The following is a 23,220-nucleotide window of genomic DNA, read 5'->3' as shown; positions in this document are numbered from 1 at the left end:
AGCAGTAGGCAGCTCGTCGGGCTCATAACCCGAAGGTCACAGGTTCGAGTCCTGTTCCCGCTACTAATAATTAAAAGCTTCAGAATATTCTGAAGCTTTTTTCTTTTAAAGAAAAAACCTGAGCAAAGGATATGCATTATCCATATACTCAAAGAATCAGACTTACTTAATTTTTCTTTTAAACAACCAATATACGTACTGGTACTTATAATAATACGTAAGTAAGTACCAATGCGAAGTATATACGTACCGCCTCTTATTTCTCTTTTTTAAAGCCTAAAATACATTTGTGTAGCGTTTGAAAAGTCACTTGATTTTAAGTCAGTCTGTTGTGTCTTTTTAATGAAAATGCTCATTAAAATAGTAAGAATCAATTTTAAAAATCACCCCGATGAAATCAAAAAAACTACTCATTACACTTTTAACTTTTTTTGCAATAGCCACGAACTGGGCACAGATATCTTTTAGCAATGCAGGTATCGCTGTACAAGGTATTGCCAGAAATAATGACAACAGTGCTAGAATATCAGAAGCGCTAAGTTTCAAATTTGAATTGTATGCAAAAGATAATGGAGGAGAGTCATCCATTTTTTCAGAAACAGTAAATTTAACTACAGATGTATTTGGAGTTTTTTCTCATGTTATTGAAATTGGGTTTGCTAATAATCCTGCAATAGCGAATGGAACCGCTCATTTAAGAATTAGTGAAGGAACTAATGTGATATCAGATGAAAAGTTGAATCATGTTCCGTATGCAATTTCTGCAAACAATGGTGTACCAACAGGAGCTATAATGCCATATATAGGAACGGTACCACCGAAAGGTTGGGTACTATGTGATGGACGTAGTTTAACATCCATAGAAGGTTCAGAAGAATTAATTGCTTTAGTAGGGAATAATGCGCCTAATTTACAAGGGATGTTTTTAAGAGGAACAGGAAGAAGCCCAGTGAATAACCAATCAGGACCATCACTAAGAGGTACGCAGCAAGACGAATTTAAAAGCCATACACATGGAGATACTTTTTCTATCGCTAATGGAGGATCGCATAGTCATAATATCAAATTTGATGATTATAAATTAGATAATGACGATAATGATTCAAGAAATACACATGCATATCATGCACAAGGAAATGATGAAACAATTAGAACTGAAACCTCTGGTTCACATAGTCATACTATAAATGGTTCAATTCAAGCAACAGGAGGATCAGAAACAAGACCAGTAAACTATGGAGTAAACTATATCATTAAGTTATAATCAAAGTCAGCAACATATATGAAAAAATTACGATTAGTAAGCTGCCTTTGGTTACTCTGTACGAGCTTATGGGCACAAATAGACGATGGGGCTAAAATAAATACAGCTTCACAAACACATCAATCAAGAAATTACGTACTTCAAGTTGGAATTCCTTATTTAGGAGTTAATAATGGAGTACATACTACGAATCCAGTAGATGTTCGTTTCCCGTGGGACATATTATACTTATACGGAACCTTTTCGGACGATTCCTTTAATGTTTCTAAAGGATATTTTGGAGATAAAGTGTTAATTAATTGGAGACTTCGTAACAATCAAGAAGAAGTAACCAATTTAGTATTATCTCGTAGAATTTATACAGAAGATAATAGCAGTACGTTTGAAGTGGTTGAAAATATTCCTCCAACAGATACTACATATGAAGATTTGTACGTAGAAGGAGGTGTGTTATATGAATATAAATTAGAAGCAGAAGGAATTAGAGATATTCCTGAAAGGTATAATACGTTTATTACTGGAATAGGGTATCGAACTCCTACTGCTGTTGTAACTGGTAATATTAGTTTTGAAGGAGGAAATCCTGTGAAAGATGTTACCGTTAGAGCTACTTCAGAAGGAAGTAATTTTAATATAGGAAGTGCTTTAAATATTCCTACCAATGGAGGGTTAGAGCTATTAGCGATGAATAACCCAGTAACAAGTGCAACAACATTACAAGCTTGGATACGACCAGAAACAGCAATCACATCAAGTAGCACCGTTACAAATTTATTTACGCTATCGAGTTTTGATACAAATACATTACAAGTAGCAACAAGCTTAGATGTAGCAAGTAAACAATTATCTTTCAATATTGCGGGAGGAACCTATGTAATAGAAAATTTCTATCCATCGGGTGCATTAAATGCTAGAGGAGATGATGAACTAGATACGATTGCTAATTTCAATACTGATTTTGTACACGTTTCTTTTGTTTTACAAGACGGAAGAACACCATTGCTATATGTTAATGGACGTCCTATGACAGAGGAGTATGTAGCTGCCGTAAATGAACACCTTAATTTACAACAAGATTATACAGGACCTTACATGGCAATTACAGTTCCTAGCAATACGGCAACATTAAATATTGGTGGAGTTACTACCGAATGGGAAGATATTACTCTTGGAGGAGGTAATGATGTATTGATGGATGAAATTCGTGTTTGGAATGCTGCTTTAGATGATCAAACCATACGAACAGATTTTCGACGATTAATTAGTGGAAATGATAGTCGTTTAATTGCTTATTTACGAGTAGATGAAAATGTTGGGCAATACGCTTATGATTTATCTAGAAATGGTTTCGAGTACAATAAAAATCATGGACTATTATGGGGAACTTATACTTTAGAACCAAATAAAGTAACTTGGATTAATGGAGTGGGGAACATTCCTACAGCGAATCAATTGGGGGTTTTAGGAGTTAGTGATGAGAATGGAAACTATGAAATTAGCGGAATTCCTTATTCTGGAACAGGAGAGTCTTTTAATATCACTCCATTATTTGGACAACATAGATTTGATCCTGCGCAACAATTAATCTTTTTAGGCGAAGGATCAGAAGTGGTAAACAAGGTAGATTTTGTAGATGTATCGTCATTTGTTTTTAAAGGAAAAGTATTGTACGATACTCGTGATGTATTTCCTTCTTTTATAGCAGTAGATGGTTCAGGAATTGAAGGAGATACACAAATTAGCGGTCCGGGAATTTTAGACGAAGGATATAATTATTATCAAAAAGGATCAGAGAAATTCAGTAAAGGAGAATATTGGTATAACGATAATGGCACTCCAGATAATGATGCAGATGATTATTTAGAACGTTATGCAAGAATTGCTTCAGAAGGTGTAAATGTATATATCGACGGACAAATCGTTTTAGATGAAAATAATGTTCCTGTAACTTCAGATGCTGAAGGAAACTTTGAGATTAGTGTACCTATCGGAAATCATTACATTACCGTTAAAAAAGATGATCATGAATTTACATACAGCGGGCGTTTTCCTGCAGCTTCTGGAACCTATAAAGAGTTCTTTGAAGACGCTGTTGAGTCAGTAGTGTTTGTAGATCAAAGTCGTGTAACTTTAGTAGGTAAAGTTGTAGGAGGTGCTGTAGAAGGGCAAAAAGAAATTGGTTTTGGAGAAAATGGATTACATACAACTACTATTATTAAAGACGATGGCACTGAAGAAATACTAAACGTAAGTGCCAAGAATAATATAGGTATCGCTAATCTAACGTTAGACTATAAGCCTGTTGGTGGTACTGTTACCGATTATACAAGGTTTAATTTTTCTACTAACGAAGAATCTGGTGAATATAGAGTCGCTGTATTACCATTGAGTTATGAAATTAATCAATTAACTGGATTAAAAATTCCGAGTAATCCTACTTTATCACTATTGTCAGCGAATGAAGAGTTGAATTTATCGGATAATGTTCAGGCTATTACGCCAGAATTTACATATCAAGATGTTGTTTTAGCAACAGGAGTACCGTATCACTTTAAGAAAAGTTTTGTGTATCGTTCTACACCAGTACTCAGAGTAACTGCTCAAACTTCAGCAGAGACTATTGAGTTAGAAAACAGTGTAACAATAAGTACAGAAGGTTTTGTATATCCTGTTTATGAGCAATTTAGAGCGTATACCATTTCGTTAAGTAGTTTTGAAAGATATATCAATAAAGACAGCGGAGCAGATGTTGAAGATGTAGTACCTGTAGTAGATGGTGAATTACTAATTACAAACAACCTTGCTTTAGAAGGTACAGAACTTGTTAATGTTGATGCAGATGATCCGAGTATTACCAATTATACATTTAAAGCCGGCTTACCAACCGTATCTGCACCATATACTAAAACACTAAATATAAAGTATCGAGTAAACGGTGTAGATTATGAAGCTGAAAACTATGTGAATACAGGAATTATATTAGGAGGATTGTCAGATGGAAGTCAAACATTTATTACTGCAGCACCAGACACGCCAGATATTATTCTTCGAGATCCACCAGGTTCTAATAGTTCTGCTTCTATAAATGCTGGAGAAACAGTTTCATTTACAGTAGATAATAAATTTGGAGATAATCTTGGAGTAGCACAAAATGTAAAATTAATGCTAGGTGTAAAATTTGCAGCTGGTGGAGGTTTAGCTGGTCCTGTAATTGAATCTCAAACTACAGATAATGTAAATTTAGGAATTAAGTTCGAAAAGAGTTCTGTAACAGGAGATAAGATTACCAAAACATATACGTTCAATCAAACTATTTCTACAAGTAGTAGTCCAGAATATGTAGGAGCAGAAGGAGATTTATACATAGGACAATCTAAAAATTATTTCTACGGTTCGTATGATAATATACAAAGTTCAGCTACAGATATTACGAGAGATGGTTCTGCATTAGAATTGACAAATATAGATGGAGAAAGTCTTTTCATTAGTAAGCAAAAAGCAATGTATTTTGTAGAAGAACCTTCTGAAACATTTTTTGTATACTCACAGAAACAGATTTTAGAATCAGTAATTCCAGAATTAGAATTAATCATACAGAATCTTCAAGATGGAATTATTAGCTCAAGTGATGAAGGAGTACTTACAGAAGATGAATATGTAGAGCAAATTCGTCTTTGGAAAAAAGTAATACAAGAAAATGAGCGTGTAAAATACGGTGTTAAAAACAATCGTACTACTTATAGAGAAGGTTTAACAACCATTATTGAAGATTTCAACACGCAATTACAAAATCAACTGGACGAGAGTGATATTGATGAAGGTGTTCGTCAAGAGCTAACAGATAAATTAGAAGATTCTAATACAATTAAGAATTTATTAGAAACTAATTTTGAAGAAAATCTTTCTTTCGATGCAGGGGTCGGGTCTATTACACGAAGTATAGAAACGAGCATGGTATCCGATTCATCTTTAGATATAAACGTAAGATTAGATGAAAACTTTGCATTTGAATTTGGTTTTCAGTTAAATAAAATGGGAGTTATTAGTACTTCCACAGGTTTCTTTGCTCAAAATGATACAGCTAGTTTTTCAGAAAGTTTAAGCGAGACAACAAACATAAGTTATACACTTTCAGACAATGACCCTGTGAATCTTTTAAGTATTGATGTGGTGAATTTGTATGATGGAAATGGACCTGTTTTTAGTACTATTGGAGGAGTTTCATCATGTCCATATGAACCAGCAGAATTATCTCATTTTTACAATCATAGTACATATGACAGCAATGCAGCTACAATACCTGATTTAGCAGATGATGAGAGAGAAGAATTAAGTTTTGCAACACAAAAAGCAGAAGATCCATTAATTAGTGTTGAAGTAGCAAGTGTTAGTAATATTCCAGAAAGTCAGAAAGCAGAGTTTGTATTAAAACTAGAGAACAATAGTGATTTTACTACAGATGCAGCGAATTTTAACTTTTTCCAATTAAAAGTAGATAATAAAACAAATCCACATAATGCAATTATCAATTTAAGTCCAAACGGAAACGTAGTAAATGTACCCTATGGAGAGGCTGTGTATTATACATTAACATTAGAAAAATCAGTTTCAGACGTATACGATTACGAAGATATCAGGATAGCATTATTGTCTTATTGCGATCCTGTAAATGTAGGAGACGATGTATTTATTTCTGCACATTTTACACCTTCATGCTCTGAAGTAGCAGTAACAGCTCCGCTAGATAATTGGGTGTATAATATGGATACAGCTTATAATAATGACGGTTCTACGAATCCTTTAAATATAGATTTAACAGGTTTTAATACCACATTTAATAGTTTTCAAAAGATTGATTTAGAATATAGATTGGGAACATCTCCAACTTGGACAAGGTTACACACATATTATACTACTCAAGAATATTATGATGATGCAACGCTTGCAGGAGAGTCTAAAATTTCATTAATATCAGACGCAACGTTATCTTATGGTTGGGATATTGCAGCTGCTCAACTAATAGATGGTCAATACGAAATAAGAGCACGTTCTTCTTGTACAAATGATACGGAGTTTATTTCAGAAGTTATTAGTGGAACAGTAGATTTAAATGCACCGCAACGATTTGGTACACCATTACCAACAGATGGAATTTTATCGTCTGGAGAAGATTTAAAAGTAAGTTTTAACGAAACGATCTTCTATAATCCAGCGGTAAGTACTATCGAAATTAAAGGAAGTACAAATCAATTGCCTGTAGACAATAATGTTTCCTTGTATTTTGAAGGAGTTGATAATACAGCAGTAATTAGTAATCCTCGTATTACTTCTGGTGATCTTACAGTAGAGTTCTGGATGAAGAATGCTACAACTAATTCTTCGGCTACAATTTTACAACAAGAAGATGGAATGCAAATAGCGTTAAATAATGGAGAACTAAGTTTTACACTTGGCGGAATTACTACTAGCGGTGTTATAGCTAATGACGGATTGTTCCATCATTATACATTTACACATAAAAATAACACTGGCGAAATAGCAATTTATGAGGAAGATACAGAAGTAGCAAGAACTGCTGGAGTTGCAAATGTTTCGTTCTCAAATAACAATGCTATTGTATTAGGAGGAAATACCTTTATAGGAAATATACATTCACTTCGCTTTTGGAATAAATACTTGACATTAGAAGAAGCTTATGCAGATAGATTTAATCAATTACTAGGTAACGAAAGTAATTTGATTGGATATTGGGCAATGAATGAAGGTAGAGGAGCAATAGCTAAGGATTTGGCAAGGTTTAAACATGCGAGTATAAATGCAGATTGGGATATAAAACCCAAAGGAAATTCTTATGAGTTTGCAAACCAACAGTATTTAGAGTTGGATAATGTAGATTTTGTTCAGTTGACCGATGAAATGGATGCTACGATTTCTTTCTGGATTAAAACAGGAGTTTCTCAAAATGCTACTATTTTCTCTAACGGAAAAGGAGACGGAACAGATATTATACAGCCTAATGGAAAAACCAATAAATGGGCCATTAATATGAATACAGATGGAACCCTTTCGTTAGCTAGTGAAGGAGTTAATTATGCACTAACAAATAACTCTGTAGCAGATAACAACTGGCATCATGTAGCTGTATTGTTTAACAGAATCGGTTCTCTACGTACTTATGTAGATGCGGAGTTGGTTACTTCGAATGAAATTTCAGACATCGGAGGTTTCTCTGGAAATAAAATTTGGTTAGGAGCTAGAGGAAGTAAAGATTTATCAGGACTCGAAACAGTAGATCAGACTTTTACAGGAAATATAGATGAGTTCCGTTTATGGAATACGTTAAGAAATGTAGCACAAATTACCAGAGATCAATACAATGAAGTAAATGTAGAAAGTATTGGGTTAATGTTGTATGCACGAATGAATACACCTGATGTAGCTACAGGGAATGGACCTAGGTATTATCATGCATATACCAATAATACAATTATTCCAAGCAATGCTGTTTTAAGTACTGGAATGGTAAATTATGCAGACGATGTGCCTGCTATTAAACCAGAAAGAGATTTGGTAAAGTTTGAAGTAAGCAGAGTTATTAATGATGATGAAATGATTATTTCACCTATTATTACAGATTGGGCTTCTTTAGAAGGACAAATACTAGACATTACAGTACATCGTATGTTCGATGAAGCGAATAATATCCAAGAGTCTCCAATTACATGGACTGCATTTGTAAAACGAAATGAAGTAAGTTGGTATGCAGATGGATACGGTGCTGTTGTAGATGTTGTTAAAAATGATGGAGAAGCTACTGCTTTTGATATTGTTTTAGTAAACAGAGGAGGAAATGGTCAACCTTATACCATATCAAATATTCCAAGTTGGTTACATTTAGAGAGAACTACAGGAACTTTAGAACCAGATAGTAGCATTACAATCACAGCAACTATAGATGAAGAACTTTCTGCAGGTGAGTATTTAGAAAATCTGTATTTAGAAACCGATTTTGGTTTTGATGAAAAACTACAAGTAGAAGTAAGGGCTTTAGCAGCTTCTCCAGATTGGACTGTAAATTCAGATGATTTCGCTTACAGTATGAATATTGTTGGTAAAATAAAGATTGATGATGTATTATCAGTGGATCCATACGATCAAATTGCCGCATTTGTAGGTGATGAAATTAGAGGAGTAGCACATTTAGAATATGATGAAACTTTTCAAGAATACTTTGCCTATGTAACCGTATATAGCAATGTAACTTCTAACGAAAACATAACGTTTAGTATCTGGGATGCTTCTCAAGGACTTATTTTACAATCATCTATAGACGGAGAAAGTAGTTTGCCTTTTACCCAAAATATAGTAGTCGGTTCTTTAAGCAATGCTAAGATTTTTGAAAATACAGGTTTCATAAAACAAGATATAGATTTCAATCAAGGTTGGAGTTGGGTATCATTGAATGTAACAGATGCAGATTTTACAAATATCAATGCATTAACGGCAGACATGAATTTAAAAACAAACGATCGAATTTTAAGTCATGCACCATCAGAGTTAGAAGTATTTACTAAAAATAGCGGATGGTCTGGAAGTGTGAGTGATAATGGAGGCTTGTCTGTACATAAAATGTATAAAGTACAATTAAAGAAAGCACAAACATTAGAAATTGAAGGAACAGCTATAAATGTTTCGACTTGGAATTTTGATATTAAAATGAATTGGAACTGGTTACCTTATCCATTAACAACAAATCAGTTGGTAAACGAAGCATTGGCTAGTTTTAATGCGGTAAATGGAGACGTTATCAAATCTCAAAACTTATTTGCTATTTACGACGAGCAAACTGGTTGGAGAGGAACACTAAACTATATGGAAGCAGGAAAAGGATACATGATTTATTCAGGAAGCAACCAATCGTTTAATTATCCAACGTATTTAGGCAGAAGTCAAAACAGAAACTTTGATGCAACTAATGAAAAGATGAATGCTGAGTTTACAAAGTATCCACAAAATATGAATGCTGTTGTAGCTTTACCAGAAGGTTATGAAGAATTGTTTGTATACGATTTACAAGGAGTTTTAAAAGGTATAGCAAGCAATCAAAAAGTTGAAGAAAGGGAGTTGAGTTTCATAACTATTTATGGAGACATTCCAGAAACATTAGTATTCCATTTAGGTAAAGAAAATGTACAAATAGCCACAGAATACACTTTTGAGTTCAAAAGCAATGCAGTATTAGGAACAATTTCAGAACCTGTTGTAATACAACTTCCAGAGGATTCGTTACTTACAGATAATAAGATTTCTATATATCCGAATCCGTTTAATAACGAAATAGTAATTGCAGCAACTAATGTTGAAAGTAACAGAGATGTTCAGATTCGACTTTACAGTATTACAGGACAATTAGTATATACTGAAAAAGGAGTGTTTAACGCTATAACCAATTTGTTAAAAGTTACACCAGATATAGCAAAAGGAATGTATCTGTTACAAATAGAAACGGAAGACAATATCGTTAACAAAAGAGTTATTAAAAAGTAATCCCTATGATAGTTCCTAAACCAATTAAAAAAGGTTTGGGAGCTATTTAACTAAAACTGTACAAATCATGAAAAAACATATATATAGTACACTATTTCTAATGTTTATAGGAATACGTGTTTGGGGACAATCTCCTAACTGGACTGTAAACGAAAATGATTATGAACACACCATGTCGTTTGTTGCTTTTTTAAATGTAAATGGGAATAATCTAAGTAGTATAAACGATAAAGTAGCAGCCTTTGTAAATGGAGAGTGTAGAGGTATAACAAATTTAAGTTATAACAGTGCTAAAGACGCATATTATGCATACTTAACAGTATTTGCGAATGAAAGTGGCGAAAACATCACATTTAAAATGTACGATGCTGCTAGTGATATTATAGTAGATGCTGTGCAAACACAAACTTTTGAGATAGATCAACATTATGGTAATGTATTTCAAGCCTACAGTATTTCAAATCCTGCATTGAATACAGATGCTGAAATACTCAATATTAGTTTTGCTAATGCAACAATCACTTCTAAAACAATTTCTGAAGGAAGAGTAGAACTTATTGTAGATCAGCATATAGATATATCAGCTTTAGAAACTACGTTACATCTGAGTGGTGGAGCTGAAGCATTTTTAGAATCAGAAGAAGTTATTTCTAATGGAAGGATTTTAGATTTTAGCAATCCGATTACGTTATTAGTACGATCTGAAGATCAGTCATTAGTAAAAAAATGGGTTATAACCATAACGCAAAGTTCAGGAGCTGTTACTTATTATAAAAAGAATGCAGTTTGTTATAATGGAGGAGCAATTAAAGTGTTGTTTTCTTCAGATAACGAAGAGGTAACTTTATTTAAAAACGATAGTTTTTTAGCAACTCAAGTTATTACAAACGGAGAAACTGTTTTTAGAGATTTAACACCAGGAACCTACAAAGTAACTGTTGCAGGAAATAGTAAAGAAATAGAAATCATTCAAAAACAATAGAAAATGAAAACAATATTATATAGTTTCATGGTGGTAATTTTAATGTTTTTTACCAGTTGTGGAGGCGATGATGAAGTTAATGTAGAACCAGTTGAAGAAGATTCGGAAGAATTACTTGAAATTAGAATTGGTCCTCAAGACCGTATTTATATAAGATTTGTACACGAAGATGGAACTGAAATTTTACCAGATGAATGTATAGATCCTAACATTACGTATGGAGTAGCTATAGAATTACGATTGCATCAATTCCCATCAAGAGCTACAAAACCTATAGAATATACTGTAAATGGAGCATTGTACAATATGACTTTTAAACGTAATGGAATACAAGTAAATCCAATTCGATTAGAATTCAACCAAAATATAGCTCAGCTAGTAGCAACAGGAAGATATTCTGATATCATATATATAACAGATCAAGGAGATTTTGAATTGGTTGATTAAACTTACGACAAAAAAACTTTAGAAATAACTAGTAGTATACCTTGTAATGATTTAACGTTCTGTTTTACAGTTTTTAATAAGTTTTTTACAGCAAACTCAGCTATGAATAGCCTTTTCAAGATTTCTTGGAAAGGTTTTTTCATTGATAATTACTTATAAATACGCTGATAAAAACAATATTTAGTAATAAAAGTAAAGTTGCTTAGTCAATTAAATTTGTAATTTTGGGGTACCAATCTAACCCCCCGAGAATTACTAATGAAAAAAGTAATTGTATTATTATTCGCAATACTTTCGTTTTGCGCTTTTTCTCAAGAAGATTTTGATAGAAAAGTCATACTATTAAAGTCTAAAATCTCTAAAACAAAAGGAATAGAAAAACTTAAATTATTAGATAGTTTAAGTCGTTTTATCAGTGTAGATAAAGTCCAACATAATTTTGATTCTATTACTCAAGAAACTATAAATTATGCTTTTAAATTTAAAGATTACGATATTGTTTTCGATAGAACTTCAGCCTTAATTTTCTATTATGCTAACAGAATAAATAAACCCCGAAAAGCTGTTGAGGTTTTTAATGATTTTAAAAACAAACAGATGAATTATGAAGATAATGATTTGCTGGCTAGATTGTATACAAATGCAGGAGATGCTTATTTCTTTTCGGGTGAAATAAAAACATCGATTTCTATTTACAACAAAGCAGAAGATTTTGCATTAAAAGACAACGACAGTTCACTATATGCATCAGCAAGAACTTATAAAGCATCTGCTTATATTGATACAGGAAATTATGCTAAAGGAGCACAACTTCTTAATGAAACAGCAAGTTTTTTTACAAGAAAAAAAGATACGTTTAAATTGCTAGGAGCTAGAATTGAATTAGCAAATTTATATAGTAGAATAGGGTTTTATAAAGAAGCTGAAATAGAAAGAAATCAAATTATAAAAATAAAGAAGTATCAAGGTAAAAGAGCATCATTAATTCCTACGTTGTATAATGCAGCTATAGATGAAAATAAAAAGGGGAATCAACATAAACGTATTGAATATTTAGAAATAGCACATAAAAAAATAAATAATAATGAAGCCTTTTATTTTAAACCAATACTGTATTATGGATTGTTATCTGCATACTCTCAAAACGATAGTTTAGTAAAGGCGAAAAACTTTTTTCATTTTATAGAAGAAAACTACGGGACTTTAGAAAACATCCCTTACGAAGCTAGATACAGATCGTGTTTAGCAGATTATTATTTAGGAATAAAAAAGTTTAAAAAATCTAAAATAGAAGCAGAAAAAGCTTTGGCAATATTTTCAGGATCTAATGACGCAGAGGGAACATATCAATCTTATGAAAAACTAGCTAAAGCAAATAAAGCTTTAGGAGATTTTGAAAAAGCTTATGATTATTCATTAAAATATAGACACTCAAAAGATTCTGTAGATAATGTACAAAAAGCAAGGGCACTGTCATATTATCAAACGCTGTATGAAACGGAAAAACGTGATTTTAAAATAGCAAGTCAAGCTTCGGAAATTTCTCTATTAGGAACTCAAAATGAATTAAATAAACAACGAACATTAATAGGTATAGCTGGGTTATTAGCCTTGTTCTCGATTATTTATTTAACACGTTCTCGAAAGTTTGCAGTAACTAAAAAAGGATTACAAGAACAATTTTCTAGAAACTTAATTAATAGTCAAGAAGAAGAAAGATTAAGAATAGCAAGAGAGTTGCACGATAGTGTTGGGCAAAAATTAATGTTATTGTCTAAACAAGCTAAAACAAAAGGAGAGAATGACTTAAGTGATATTTCTGATAATACTTTAGAGGAGATTAGAAGCATAGCAAGAGGTTTACATCCTTCAAATTTAGAGAGACTAGGATTAACACAATCTATAAATGCTTTGGTTTATCATATGGACATGAGTACCGATTTATTTTTTACCGAAGAGATAGAGGTAATAGATCATATTTTAGACAAAGAAGCAGAATTACACCTTTTTAGAATTATTCAAGAAAGTTTAGCGAATATTATAAAGCATGCAGAGGCAAGAGCTGTGAAGATAAAGATTGCAAAAACAGCTAAAGATATAAAGGTAATGGTGCATGATAATGGTAAAGGATTTGATTTTGAAACTAAATTAAAGAATAAGAGTTTGGGATTAAAAACCTTATTAGAGCGTACAAAAATAATAGGAGCTATACTGCGTATCGATAGCAAAATTAATCAAGGAACCTTAATAACATTACAAATTCCTACGTTACATGAATAAAAAAGAAATCACAATAGTTACAGCAGACGATCATCCTATACTTTTAAAAGGATTGTGTGACGAACTAACTTCTAATGGATACAAGATTTTAGCACAAGCTACAAATGGTATTCAAGCCTTAGAACTTATTTTAAAAGAGGCGCCTGTTTTAGCTTTTTTAGATATAGATATGCCAATACTTAATGGATTTGAAGTTATTAAAATGGCAAGAGAGAAAGGAGCGAAAACTAAGTTTATTATTTTATCTTTTCATAAAGAGCCCTATTATATTGTTCAAGCCAAAGCATTTCAAATTGATGGCTACCTATTAAAAGAAGATACCTTTTTTGAAATAGAGCATTGTATAGATCAAGTATTACAAGGGAACACTTACTTTAGTAAATCTATAGACAAAGAACCAATTCAGTTTGCTTCTGAAGAGTTAAAAAAACTAAACCTTTTAACACCATCTGAATCTAAAATACTAAAAATGATAGCGAAAGAAACTTCTAATAAAGAAATTGCAGATATGTTATCGTTATCCGTTAGAACCATAGAAAAACATCGTAGTAATATCATCGATAAATTAGGTCTTCAAAAAGGGAATAACACATTAACTAATTGGGTTTTACTGAATAAAAATGTTGTTTTAGCTCAATAAATAGTCTAAGTGTTAATACTTGTTTTATACGAGCTAACTCTTATTTTGTAAGAAACTAGATAGTTATAAATTGCCTTGAGTTCCTATAGAAACGAACATTGCAAATAGTTATATCCCATAGTAATCATACGTATGTAAGAGAAATAAAAGAACTTCTTATAAAGCAGGGAGCTGAAAGTATTCAGGTATTTAATAACGGATTTAAAACCTTGCAATATATTATAGAAAACTATTCAAAATTAATATTAATTGAAGAGGAATTACCAGGGTTGAATGCAAAGGATATAAAAAAAGCATTGTTATTCAAAGGAATCAAATCTATGGTAATAACCATCAAGTCAGAAAAAGAGATTTATAATTTATTTATAGAAAATACAATTATTACTGTAGATGAAGTATTGTCTTTATTTAAATCTCAAATTAATAAATAAAAAGCTCCACAAAATGTGAAGCTTTCTTGTTAGTTTATACAGATAAATTTTGAATCAACTTATGCTTTAGATTTCTACCAATTAGAAGAAAGAAAATTAATCCTGTAATTAAAAGCATTAATAAAGAATTAAACCAAACATTGTTTGTGACTCTATTTTTATAAACATACTTAGGTAATTCATTATAGTTTGCCACAGTAAATTTCTCTTGTTTAAAAAGCATAGGAACTAAATAATTTCTCCATGTTTCTGAAAATTCGAATACTTGTTTCTTATAATCATTATAGTGTTTTTCAGATGTTCCTGCGATATTATTTAGCGACTGCTGCATTAAAATAGCTGGAGATATAAATTTAAACATACCAATTAAACGTTGCTGTTTTTGTAATTGAGAATCGTAAGCAGCTAATAAAGGTTCTGCTTTTTCTTCCATTACCTTCTCAGAAGCAAAATATTTATGCCAAAAACTGAATTTTTGATCCGTATTATCTTGAACTAGTTCTGGATGATTACGTAAATATTCATTCAGAATATCATTTTGCTTTTCCTCATTTTCCTTTTTTATCTGGCGAATTTCATTAACCATTTTTAAACGAGAAGGAGTCGGATATAAAGAATTACCTATTTGATTAATCGTTGCAGGTAATATCAAAACAATTAACAGCCAAATACCAACTAATGTTAAGGCATTTTTAGATGAATTATTAATCTTAATATTTACAATGGCAGCAATAACAAACCAGAATAAAATATATCCAGCTAGAATAAATGTTAGTGCCAATAATTTTGATGGATAGCTAAAAGCAGTACCAGAAAAAACAGCAATAATTACAAATAAAGTAATTACTGTTATAATTGTAAAAATAATATATCGAATAAACATTTTTTGCAGTAACCAAGTAACAATAGATATAGGTTGCGTTCCCAATAAACGAAGTGTTCCTAGTTCTTTTTCCTTAGATAAAATATTGAAAGAAAAAGCAATAATTAGTAATGGTAAAATATAAATAATAACAAAAGCTAAATCAAAATTACCAAAGAGTAATTGTACAGGATTAACCATTTCAGTATAATCTAAAGCAAAGTTATTTCCATAAACGGTTGGACTTTTAAAGTGTGTGTACATATCACTTTGTCCTGTAGATAGAAAAGATAAAGCTTCAGGTTGCATAATTGCTAAACGTGGATGTCTATTCCCAACAGCCATTGGTTCAGATGGTAATTGCCAATAAGGAAGCGAAACTTTTTCTCCTTTTTCTATTTTAGTCAATGTAGCTAGCATTACACTGTCTTTTTGATGCAAATCTTCTTGCATTTTAGAAATGTCGTCGATTCTTTTTGTTACATTTTGTTTACCATTAAATGTGGCAAATGCAAAGAATAAAACAATACTGATAAGTAAAAATGTAAGCCAGTTACTGCGCAGTAATAGCTTGATTTCGTACAGTAAATTATTAGTAAACATAATTTATATTTTTTTTGAAGAGATAATTAAACCAATAAAAGGGATGAACAACCAAAGAAGTATAAACAATAAGTTTTGTGCGTTTTCATCCAAAATTTGCGATAATGTAGGTGGAACAAAATTAAACTTAGGAAGTTTTGCAAATTTATCGGCACTCATTTTATAACTCCATTCTCCTGTTTTGGAATTATCTTTAAAGTCATAGTTTAAAAAACGTTGTTTTTCAATGCGATATTTTTCAGCTGCTTTGGTAAATTTCCAGTGTAAATTATCACTAGTATTTGCCACATCCATAGATAAAAATCGAACAGGAATAAATGGTGAAATAAACGATAGTTTCTTATACAAATCATTTTGCTCAATTGCTATTCGGTTTAAAATACCATAATGCTTTTCGTAAATTTTAGCTTCATGTTCTTCTCCTTTTTGCATTCTATATGCATCGTAATTAAAAGGTAATTTTTGAACGCTATCTACACCATATTCTTTTAACGTTTCTTCTTCTAATTGTTTAGCAGCTTTATTCCAAGGATTATGACCATCCAATCCATACTTCTTATCCTCAGCAATTCGTGCATTGAATTCTGATTTTGAAGGATAAGGATGCATGTTATTTGCAACATTAGTAGCTATTTTAGGTGTAATAAAACTAAAGATGATCCAAATAACTAAACTAGATACCAAAGACATTCCAGAAGAATTGCTCCACATGGAAATTAAAACAGTAATAGTTGTTATAATTAAATAATAAAATGAATATGTAATAAAAAGAAATAGTAAACTATTCCATTCAAAAAATGCTAAATTTTCTAGGTTAGATAGCGCAAGACCAATAATTAAAAAAATAATTGCAGTTAGTATAAAAACTGGAATAAAAGTAGCGAGCCATTTGCCTAAAGCTATTTTTATAGGAGAAACTCCTTGACTTTTTAATAGTCTAAATGTTTGAAGTTCTATTTCTTTAGTGTATGAGTTATATCCTATTAAAATGATAAGTAGCGGAAACAAATAAATTAAGACAAAGTTTATAGAAAGTGTTCCAAACCTAGCTAAACTTGTTTGATCACTAGCTTCATTAAAGGAAGCTTCATTTCTTTTATGAGCTTCCAGAAAAATTGTATTTCCTGTATATTTTGTAACTCCGTAATCAAAAAGAGATAGTGCAAATTTTGGTTTAAAAGCATAAGTTCCGTAGTGTGCAGCAGAATGCGGATTTTTATCTCCTTGCGTTTCCCAAATAGCACGTTCTTTATCAACCGACTCTATATATTGCTGATTGTTTTTCTTATACTGATTAATACTTGTAACAGTAGCAATTAATAATAGAACTAACGAAATAATCATTGCTATTTTAAAACGACCATCTCTAGTTAACTCTTTAAGTTCTTTAAAAATTATGTTCTTCATATTAACTTACATTTTTAAAGTTCATAATATCTAAATAGATACTTTCAAGCTCTTTTAAAGAAAGTTCAGATGAGTTTGAATAGTTTTGTAGTGTTCCAGAACGCATAATTCCAATATGTGTACTTACTTCTTTAGCACGGAATAAATCATGAGTAGCCATAAGTACAGCTACGCCATCATTTTTCATTTTAGTAAGTAGCTCCATAAATTCATTACTAGATTTTGGATCTAATCCAGAAGTTGGTTCATCCAATAACAAGACTTTAGATTCTTTTGCAATGGCTAATGCAATACCAACTTTTTGACGCATTCCTTTTGAAAAAGTTTTTACGCGTTTTTCATGAGCTTCTTCTTGTAAGTCAGCTTCAGATAAATATAATTTCAATTCGGTTTTGTCAAATTTCTTACCAGAAAGTTTTGTGAAATAATCTAAATTTTCAACAGCACTTAATGTTGGATATAACATTAAATTCTCAGGAATGTAAGTAAGAGAGTTTTTTGTTTTAATAGGGTTTTTAACAACGTCTAAACCATTAATTTCTGCGATTCCAGAAGTAGGCTGAATAAAATTAAGTAATAAATTAATTGTAGTCGATTTTCCTGCTCCATTTGCTCCTAGAAGGCATAATATTTCTCCCTCATTTACATGTAAGGAAAGATTGTTAACAGCAGTAAAGTCACCGTATTTCTTAGTGATGTTTTTTGTAGTTATCATAGTGTAGGTTGGTTTAATAAAAAGTGCTTATAACAAATAAGATAATAAGCAAAACTCTCATTAAAAAACATCGTTTTTTAATGAGGAATATTTTAAATAATTGTAATAATGTTACATGCAGATTGCAGGCGGAGGCCGGCTAAATAACTCGTTGTGCTCATATTTGGTTATAAAAGCATAAGAGTATGTAGAAAATGATTGCTCATTATAATCGTGAAAAAACTGTTGTTCAAATGAAACAAAGTTTTCAGTAGATATATGCGTTTTGTTAGATGTAATTACATACTCACAGATTTCACAATCATCATAATGATCGTCATTATGTGTTAGTATATGAAGACCAACAAGTTTTATACCGATAAATAATACCAGATAAAACAGAGTGATATGTTTTTTATAGTTTTCCAAGAAAAAAAATAAACTAAAACAATATTAACGAAAAAAAAGTCAAGCTTAAGTTTTTAAATGGACTTTAACTAAAAATGAATTTTAAATTAAAGGTTTTTACAAAGCCACACCAACTAAGATACCAACACCAACACCAGCAATTCCAATGAGTATTTTTTCAAACACACGTTTTCTTCGCTCACGTTTTGTTGCTTTTTCAATTAAGTCTAAGCTGTTGTTTGCTTTTTCAAGACTGTTTAATGTAAAATCTAAGGCTCTTTGCGTATTGGTTAACGTAAGTTGTGTTTTTTCATATACAACCTGATCCAAGCTATCTGTTTTTGTAAAATTAATTTTTAAACGACGCTCTAAATCAATATTTCTACGAAGCGTAGCACTGTATTTTTCTATAAGATCCTGAGTCATTTTATCTTTATTAATAGTGCTTTGGTATACATTTTTAATAGCTAAAAACGATTTTTTATTCACTAAAAATATCTCAGGAGTTTTAAATAGATATACACTATCCTTTTTTACTTGAAGTGGCTCTCCAATATGATTAGCGTAAGAAGCAGGAATTTCTATAACTCTAACAGAATCTCTTACTTGGCTAAACATCGCAGTAGTAAGAAGTACAAAAAATATAAAAAGTAATTTTTTCATGATTTCTAATTTTATAACAATATCAAAATTTATTGATCTAATCCGAACAAACGATCTAATAACAATCGATCTTTTATAAGTTGATCATTTGTGAATTTTATAGAATCTTTAATACGAACTAACTCTTCCCAGTCTTTAGCATTCTTTTTCCTAAATGCAAATATTAAAGAATCTCGTTTATGAATAATCAAATCTTTTTGAGCTCTCATTTTTTTAAATTCCGTTTCAGTATTTTCTAACTTTTTTTGTAAAGTAGTTATAGTTTCTTTAGAGGTTTTTAACTCTTCTTTTGCATTGTCAACTTCCGCAGCTATAACTTTTAAGTTAGAGCTAGATTGGAAAGAGAAATAGAAAATGATAATTAAAAATACAAGAGCAATAATTTGTAAAATAACATTGATATTTACTTTTTTCATTGGTTTTAGATTTTAAAAGTTGAAGGAATTGTAATTCGTACTTATAAAAAAAGTTGGGATACTGTAAAATTATAGTATTTTATTCCAATCAAATGCTGGACCAATATCCCATTTCCCTGAAGATCTATAATTTACATGAGAAGTAATACCTTTAAAATTAACTAGCTCATATTCAGGTACAATATCATATCTTTTATCTTCAGGTAAAAGTACCTTAGGTATATTATACTCTGCAGTTAAATAAGAAAGTAAAATTTGTAAACTTTCGTATTGTTTTGCTGTAAAAGTAGCAAAATACTGTTCACCTCTATATGGAGTGTCTAGTTTGGTATACAGTTGAGTGTCATTTATATGGCAGTAAATATCATTATCATTATATACCGTAACAAGATAATCTCCAATTCTTTTCAAAAAACCAATATTAGATAATTCTATTGCAATAGTTCTTTTACTACTATTGGTATTTCCTCCAACCGCTCCAGAACCTAAATGGTACGACCAATAGGCAGAAGACCATAAGTTGAGAATATTCCCGTTTCTAGCAATAATAAAAGGAGTAGATACATGATAGTTAGGTCTTGATAAAGAAGCAACATCTCCTTTTAAATAACCAGCTGTATAATGTAATACAATCTGTGTTTTTGTGTTTTTTTCTTCATAGTAAAACGAAGCATCATTGTTTTTAGGTTTACAGTGTATGTAAGACATTGCTTCGTATGTTCCTTTAATTGGAACACTCATCTTTGTTAAAATAAATTCTTTTCTGTCTGAATCTCTCCCTGTTTCAAAAAAAGTTTTTTCGTGGTTAGCAATACTTGTAGCTTTCATTTTCTTTTTAAATTAATTTGGTAATTGGTATTCTAAGCAAAATTATTACCTGTAAATATATAAATTATTATTTGCCAAATTCAAAAGAGTGTATAATTATAAGTTTTTAAAAGATGAAATTATTTGATTTAACATCTTATTAATAATCAGAACATAATTGTTTAAAAATGATGATATAGATACTTTATATTTGCTCTTGAAAAGTAATATAGGATGAAGTTAAAAGAGAAAATACTCTATACCTCTGTAGAATTATTTAATGAATTTGGAATAGCAAATATTTCACCCAATAAAATAGCTGAAGAGTTAGATATAAGTGTAGGAAACCTAACATATCATTATAAAAAGAAATCAGATTTAATCGAGGCTATTTTAGATATTATGATTGTAAAATCTTCTGATTATTTCCAAATAAATGAAGATCCGACTGCTTATGATTATGAGGTTATTAGGCTGAAGTTCGTCAAACTACAAGCAACATTCAAGTTCTTTTTTAACGACATGGTTTTTATAACTCAAAAATATCCTAAGGTAGCAGAGCGATTTAAAGAATTAACAATTGAACGATTTAAGCATAGTAAAGCGCTTATTGATTTGTTCATTAAAAATGGAGTTTTAAAGAAAGAAGGAAAAGGAACAAGATATAGTTATTTATTACAAAACTTGTGGTTGGTTACTACTTTTTGGATTTCACAAGAAAAAACAGTAGGTAGAGATATAGAAGGACTAAATAATACTAGTAAAGAAATTGTTTGGAGTTTAATATATCCTTATTTAACAGAAAAAGGTAGAGAACAATATGAAATGTATATTAATATAGAGCCTAACTAAAAAAGTTTAGTCAGATGTATGTACTTTTATTGTAATGATTAAAAAACTAACATTACTATTTTTTTTATGTTTTCAATTGTATGTTGTGTTTCCTCAAGATAGGGATACATTGTTTGTGCAATATGAAAAAGATTATAAAACTACAAAAACAGATACTGCTCGTTTGCAAAGCATTATTAAGCTAGGAACTTATTTAATTACTAGAGATTTTAAGCAAGCAGAACAATATTTTAATGAAGGCATAGCAATTATAGAAAATAGTGAAACAGATTTAGAAAACTATAACGCTGAAATCAATGTACATCTTGGAGTTATTAATAGAAGAAAAGCATCTTACGATAAAGCATTGGCTTATTATTTAAAGGCACTTAAATATTTCGAAAAAGTAAAAGATACTTCTAAAATAGGCGATGTATACCATAATATGGGACTTGTTTTTAGATATCAAAGGTTACATAAAAAAGCAATTACGAATTATAAAAAAGCGATTGCATTAAAAAAGAAAGTAAAAGACACCTTTGGAATTGGAGCAGGGTATAATATGTTAGGTGTTTCCTATCGTCAAAATAATCAATTAGATTCTGCACTTATAAGTTATGAAAAGGCGGAGTATTTGTTTAGAGCAATCAACAATAAAGAAGCCGTACATGGTGTGTACGGTAATTTAGGAGCACTGTATGGTTTTCAAAGAAAGTTTGATATTTCATTACCTCTAAAATTTAAAAATTTAGCCTACTATAAAAGTATTGGTAAGCAATTGTCTATTTGTGTAGAATATTTTAATATTTCTAATGATTATAAAAGAATGAAGAACTATGAATTATCATATGTATATGCAGATTCTTCATTACAAGTGGCACTCAAACAAGATTTTAAAGAACGAATATCTAAAGCATATTTAAGAAAAAGTTTTTTAAGTGGAAAATTAGGAAATTATAAAAATGCCTATAATTTTTATAGAAAATTTAACCGTTATTCAGACTCTATTTTCAATATAGAAAACGCGAAAAAATTACAAGAACTAGAATTACAATATAAATTCGATAAAGAAAAATCTGCTTTAGAATTACAAAACAAAGCAGAAGCTTCTAAAAAGCAATTGTACCTAGTATTACTAATTTTAGCTTCCATTAGTATTATCCTAATTGGATTTTTACTAAGAAGCAATTATCTTCAGAAAATAAGACTCACGCAAATGGAGTTTGAACAAGAGCAAGAAAAGTTGAATAAAACATTACTCACAAAAGAAAATGAGATAAAACAATTGATTGCTGACAATACAATGCGATTAAAGTTCAAAGAAGAATTAATCCAAAGTATAAAGAAAGAATTAGTTCAAGAAGAATCAATACAAACAAAAAACAAACTAAACTCATTAATTACGCAACTGCAATTACAAATCACTACAGAAAAAAGAAGAGATGGTTTACAACAAAAGATTAATGAGATTAATGAAAATTTCGACACTACACTAAAAGAGAAATTTCCTGAGCTTACAAAAGGGGAAAGAGAAGTGTGCGCTTTGTTGCGTTTAGACTTATCTATTAAAGAAATTATGGTTGTACGTAATGTAACAATCGACTCTGTGAAGTCTATGAGACGAAGAATTAGGAAAAAAATGAATATTCCTGTAGAATTTACAATTGAAGACTATATAAAAAAGCTAGATTGAAAACTTTGAAAGCTAGTTTGTTATAAATTATTTTATTTTCTGACACTTTTTGACACTGTTAAAAAAGCCAATTTTTACAAGCTTTCTTATACATTTGTCGTCGAAGACTTACCGCTTCTTAACACACAATGTTTCCCCCCAAGATAAGTATTCACTTATCTTACAAAAAAAGGCTTTTCCGCAAGGGAAAAAGCCTTTTACTTTTTTAATTAATTTGTTAAAGGCGACTTAAATTTGTGAAATTA

At 30.7% G+C, this 23,220-nt stretch carries 15 protein-coding genes; 9 read left to right on the top strand and 6 right to left on the bottom strand.

All coding sequences use genetic code 11. The features are described from left to right. The first annotated feature begins 391 nt into the window (after window positions 1-391). From ACKTTC_RS16365 to ACKTTC_RS16335, 7 genes are all read left to right on the top strand, one after another. Window positions 392-1,264 (top strand): tail fiber protein, encoded by an 873-nt coding sequence (locus ACKTTC_RS16365; protein ID WP_408040926.1) that lies wholly within the window; start codon window positions 392-394, stop codon window positions 1,262-1,264. Window positions 1,265-1,282: 18 nt separating this feature from the next. Next, window positions 1,283-9,811 carry a LamG-like jellyroll fold domain-containing protein gene (locus ACKTTC_RS16360; protein WP_408040925.1) on the top strand — a complete coding sequence of 2,843 codons (8,529 nt, stop codon included), beginning with the start codon at window positions 1,283-1,285 and terminating at the stop codon, window positions 9,809-9,811. A gap of 67 nt (window positions 9,812-9,878) precedes the next feature. Next, window positions 9,879-10,793 carry a hypothetical protein gene (locus ACKTTC_RS16355; protein WP_408040924.1) on the top strand — a complete coding sequence of 305 codons (915 nt, stop codon included), beginning with the start codon at window positions 9,879-9,881 and terminating at the stop codon, window positions 10,791-10,793. A 3-nt stretch (window positions 10,794-10,796) separates the two neighbouring features. Further along, window positions 10,797-11,240, top strand: coding sequence for a hypothetical protein (locus ACKTTC_RS16350; protein WP_408040923.1), 444 nt, complete (start codon window positions 10,797-10,799; stop codon window positions 11,238-11,240). Window positions 11,241-11,498: 258 nt separating this feature from the next. After that, on the top strand, window positions 11,499-13,520 hold the full coding sequence (locus ACKTTC_RS16345) for a tetratricopeptide repeat-containing sensor histidine kinase (protein WP_408040922.1): 2,022 nt from the start codon (window positions 11,499-11,501) through the stop codon (window positions 13,518-13,520). Beyond that, a complete protein-coding gene (locus ACKTTC_RS16340) occupies window positions 13,513-14,160 on the top strand; it encodes a response regulator (protein WP_408040921.1) in 648 nt (215 codons plus the stop codon). Before ACKTTC_RS16345 ends, ACKTTC_RS16340 begins: the two co-directional genes overlap by 8 nt. A gap of 98 nt (window positions 14,161-14,258) precedes the next feature. Further along, window positions 14,259-14,591 (top strand): hypothetical protein, encoded by a 333-nt coding sequence (locus ACKTTC_RS16335; protein ID WP_408040920.1) that lies wholly within the window; start codon window positions 14,259-14,261, stop codon window positions 14,589-14,591. A 34-nt stretch (window positions 14,592-14,625) separates the two neighbouring features. Here ACKTTC_RS16335 and ACKTTC_RS16330 read toward each other — a convergent pair whose 3' ends face one another. The 6 genes from ACKTTC_RS16330 to ACKTTC_RS16305 form a co-directional block, all read right to left on the bottom strand. After that, the gene (locus tag ACKTTC_RS16330; RefSeq protein ID WP_408040919.1) at window positions 14,626-16,056 is read right to left on the bottom strand and encodes a DUF3526 domain-containing protein; all 1,431 of its coding nucleotides are present in this window, start codon (window positions 16,054-16,056) and stop codon (window positions 14,626-14,628) included. A 3-nt stretch (window positions 16,057-16,059) separates the two neighbouring features. Then, a complete protein-coding gene (locus ACKTTC_RS16325; RefSeq protein ID WP_408040918.1) occupies window positions 16,060-17,463 on the bottom strand; it encodes an ABC transporter permease in 1,404 nt (467 codons plus the stop codon). 1 nt (window position 17,464) lies between these two features. Beyond that, window positions 17,465-18,178 carry an ABC transporter ATP-binding protein gene (locus ACKTTC_RS16320; RefSeq protein WP_408040917.1) on the bottom strand — a complete coding sequence of 238 codons (714 nt, stop codon included), beginning with the start codon at window positions 18,176-18,178 and terminating at the stop codon, window positions 17,465-17,467. Window positions 18,179-18,682: 504 nt separating this feature from the next. Continuing rightward, window positions 18,683-19,228, bottom strand: coding sequence for a hypothetical protein (locus ACKTTC_RS16315; RefSeq protein WP_408040916.1), 546 nt, complete (start codon window positions 19,226-19,228; stop codon window positions 18,683-18,685). A gap of 29 nt (window positions 19,229-19,257) precedes the next feature. Beyond that, the gene (locus tag ACKTTC_RS16310; protein WP_408040915.1) at window positions 19,258-19,644 is read right to left on the bottom strand and encodes a hypothetical protein; all 387 of its coding nucleotides are present in this window, start codon (window positions 19,642-19,644) and stop codon (window positions 19,258-19,260) included. 69 nt (window positions 19,645-19,713) lie between these two features. After that, window positions 19,714-20,472, bottom strand: a complete 759-nt coding sequence (locus ACKTTC_RS16305) for an N-acetylmuramoyl-L-alanine amidase (RefSeq protein WP_408040914.1) — start codon at window positions 20,470-20,472, stop codon at window positions 19,714-19,716. 213 nt (window positions 20,473-20,685) lie between these two features. Here ACKTTC_RS16305 and ACKTTC_RS16300 point away from each other — a divergent pair, with 213 nt between their 5' ends. Next, the gene (locus tag ACKTTC_RS16300; RefSeq protein ID WP_408040913.1) at window positions 20,686-21,303 is read left to right on the top strand and encodes a TetR/AcrR family transcriptional regulator; all 618 of its coding nucleotides are present in this window, start codon (window positions 20,686-20,688) and stop codon (window positions 21,301-21,303) included. A 34-nt stretch (window positions 21,304-21,337) separates the two neighbouring features. Then, window positions 21,338-22,975, top strand: a complete 1,638-nt coding sequence (locus tag ACKTTC_RS16295; protein WP_408040912.1) for a tetratricopeptide repeat protein — start codon at window positions 21,338-21,340, stop codon at window positions 22,973-22,975. Window positions 22,976-23,220 lie beyond the last annotated feature (245 nt).

Source organism: Tenacibaculum amylolyticum, from assembly GCF_964511145.1.
GTDB lineage: Bacteria > Bacteroidota > Bacteroidia > Flavobacteriales > Flavobacteriaceae > Polaribacter > Polaribacter amylolyticum.
This window is presented reverse-complemented; position numbering and strand designations above follow the sequence as displayed.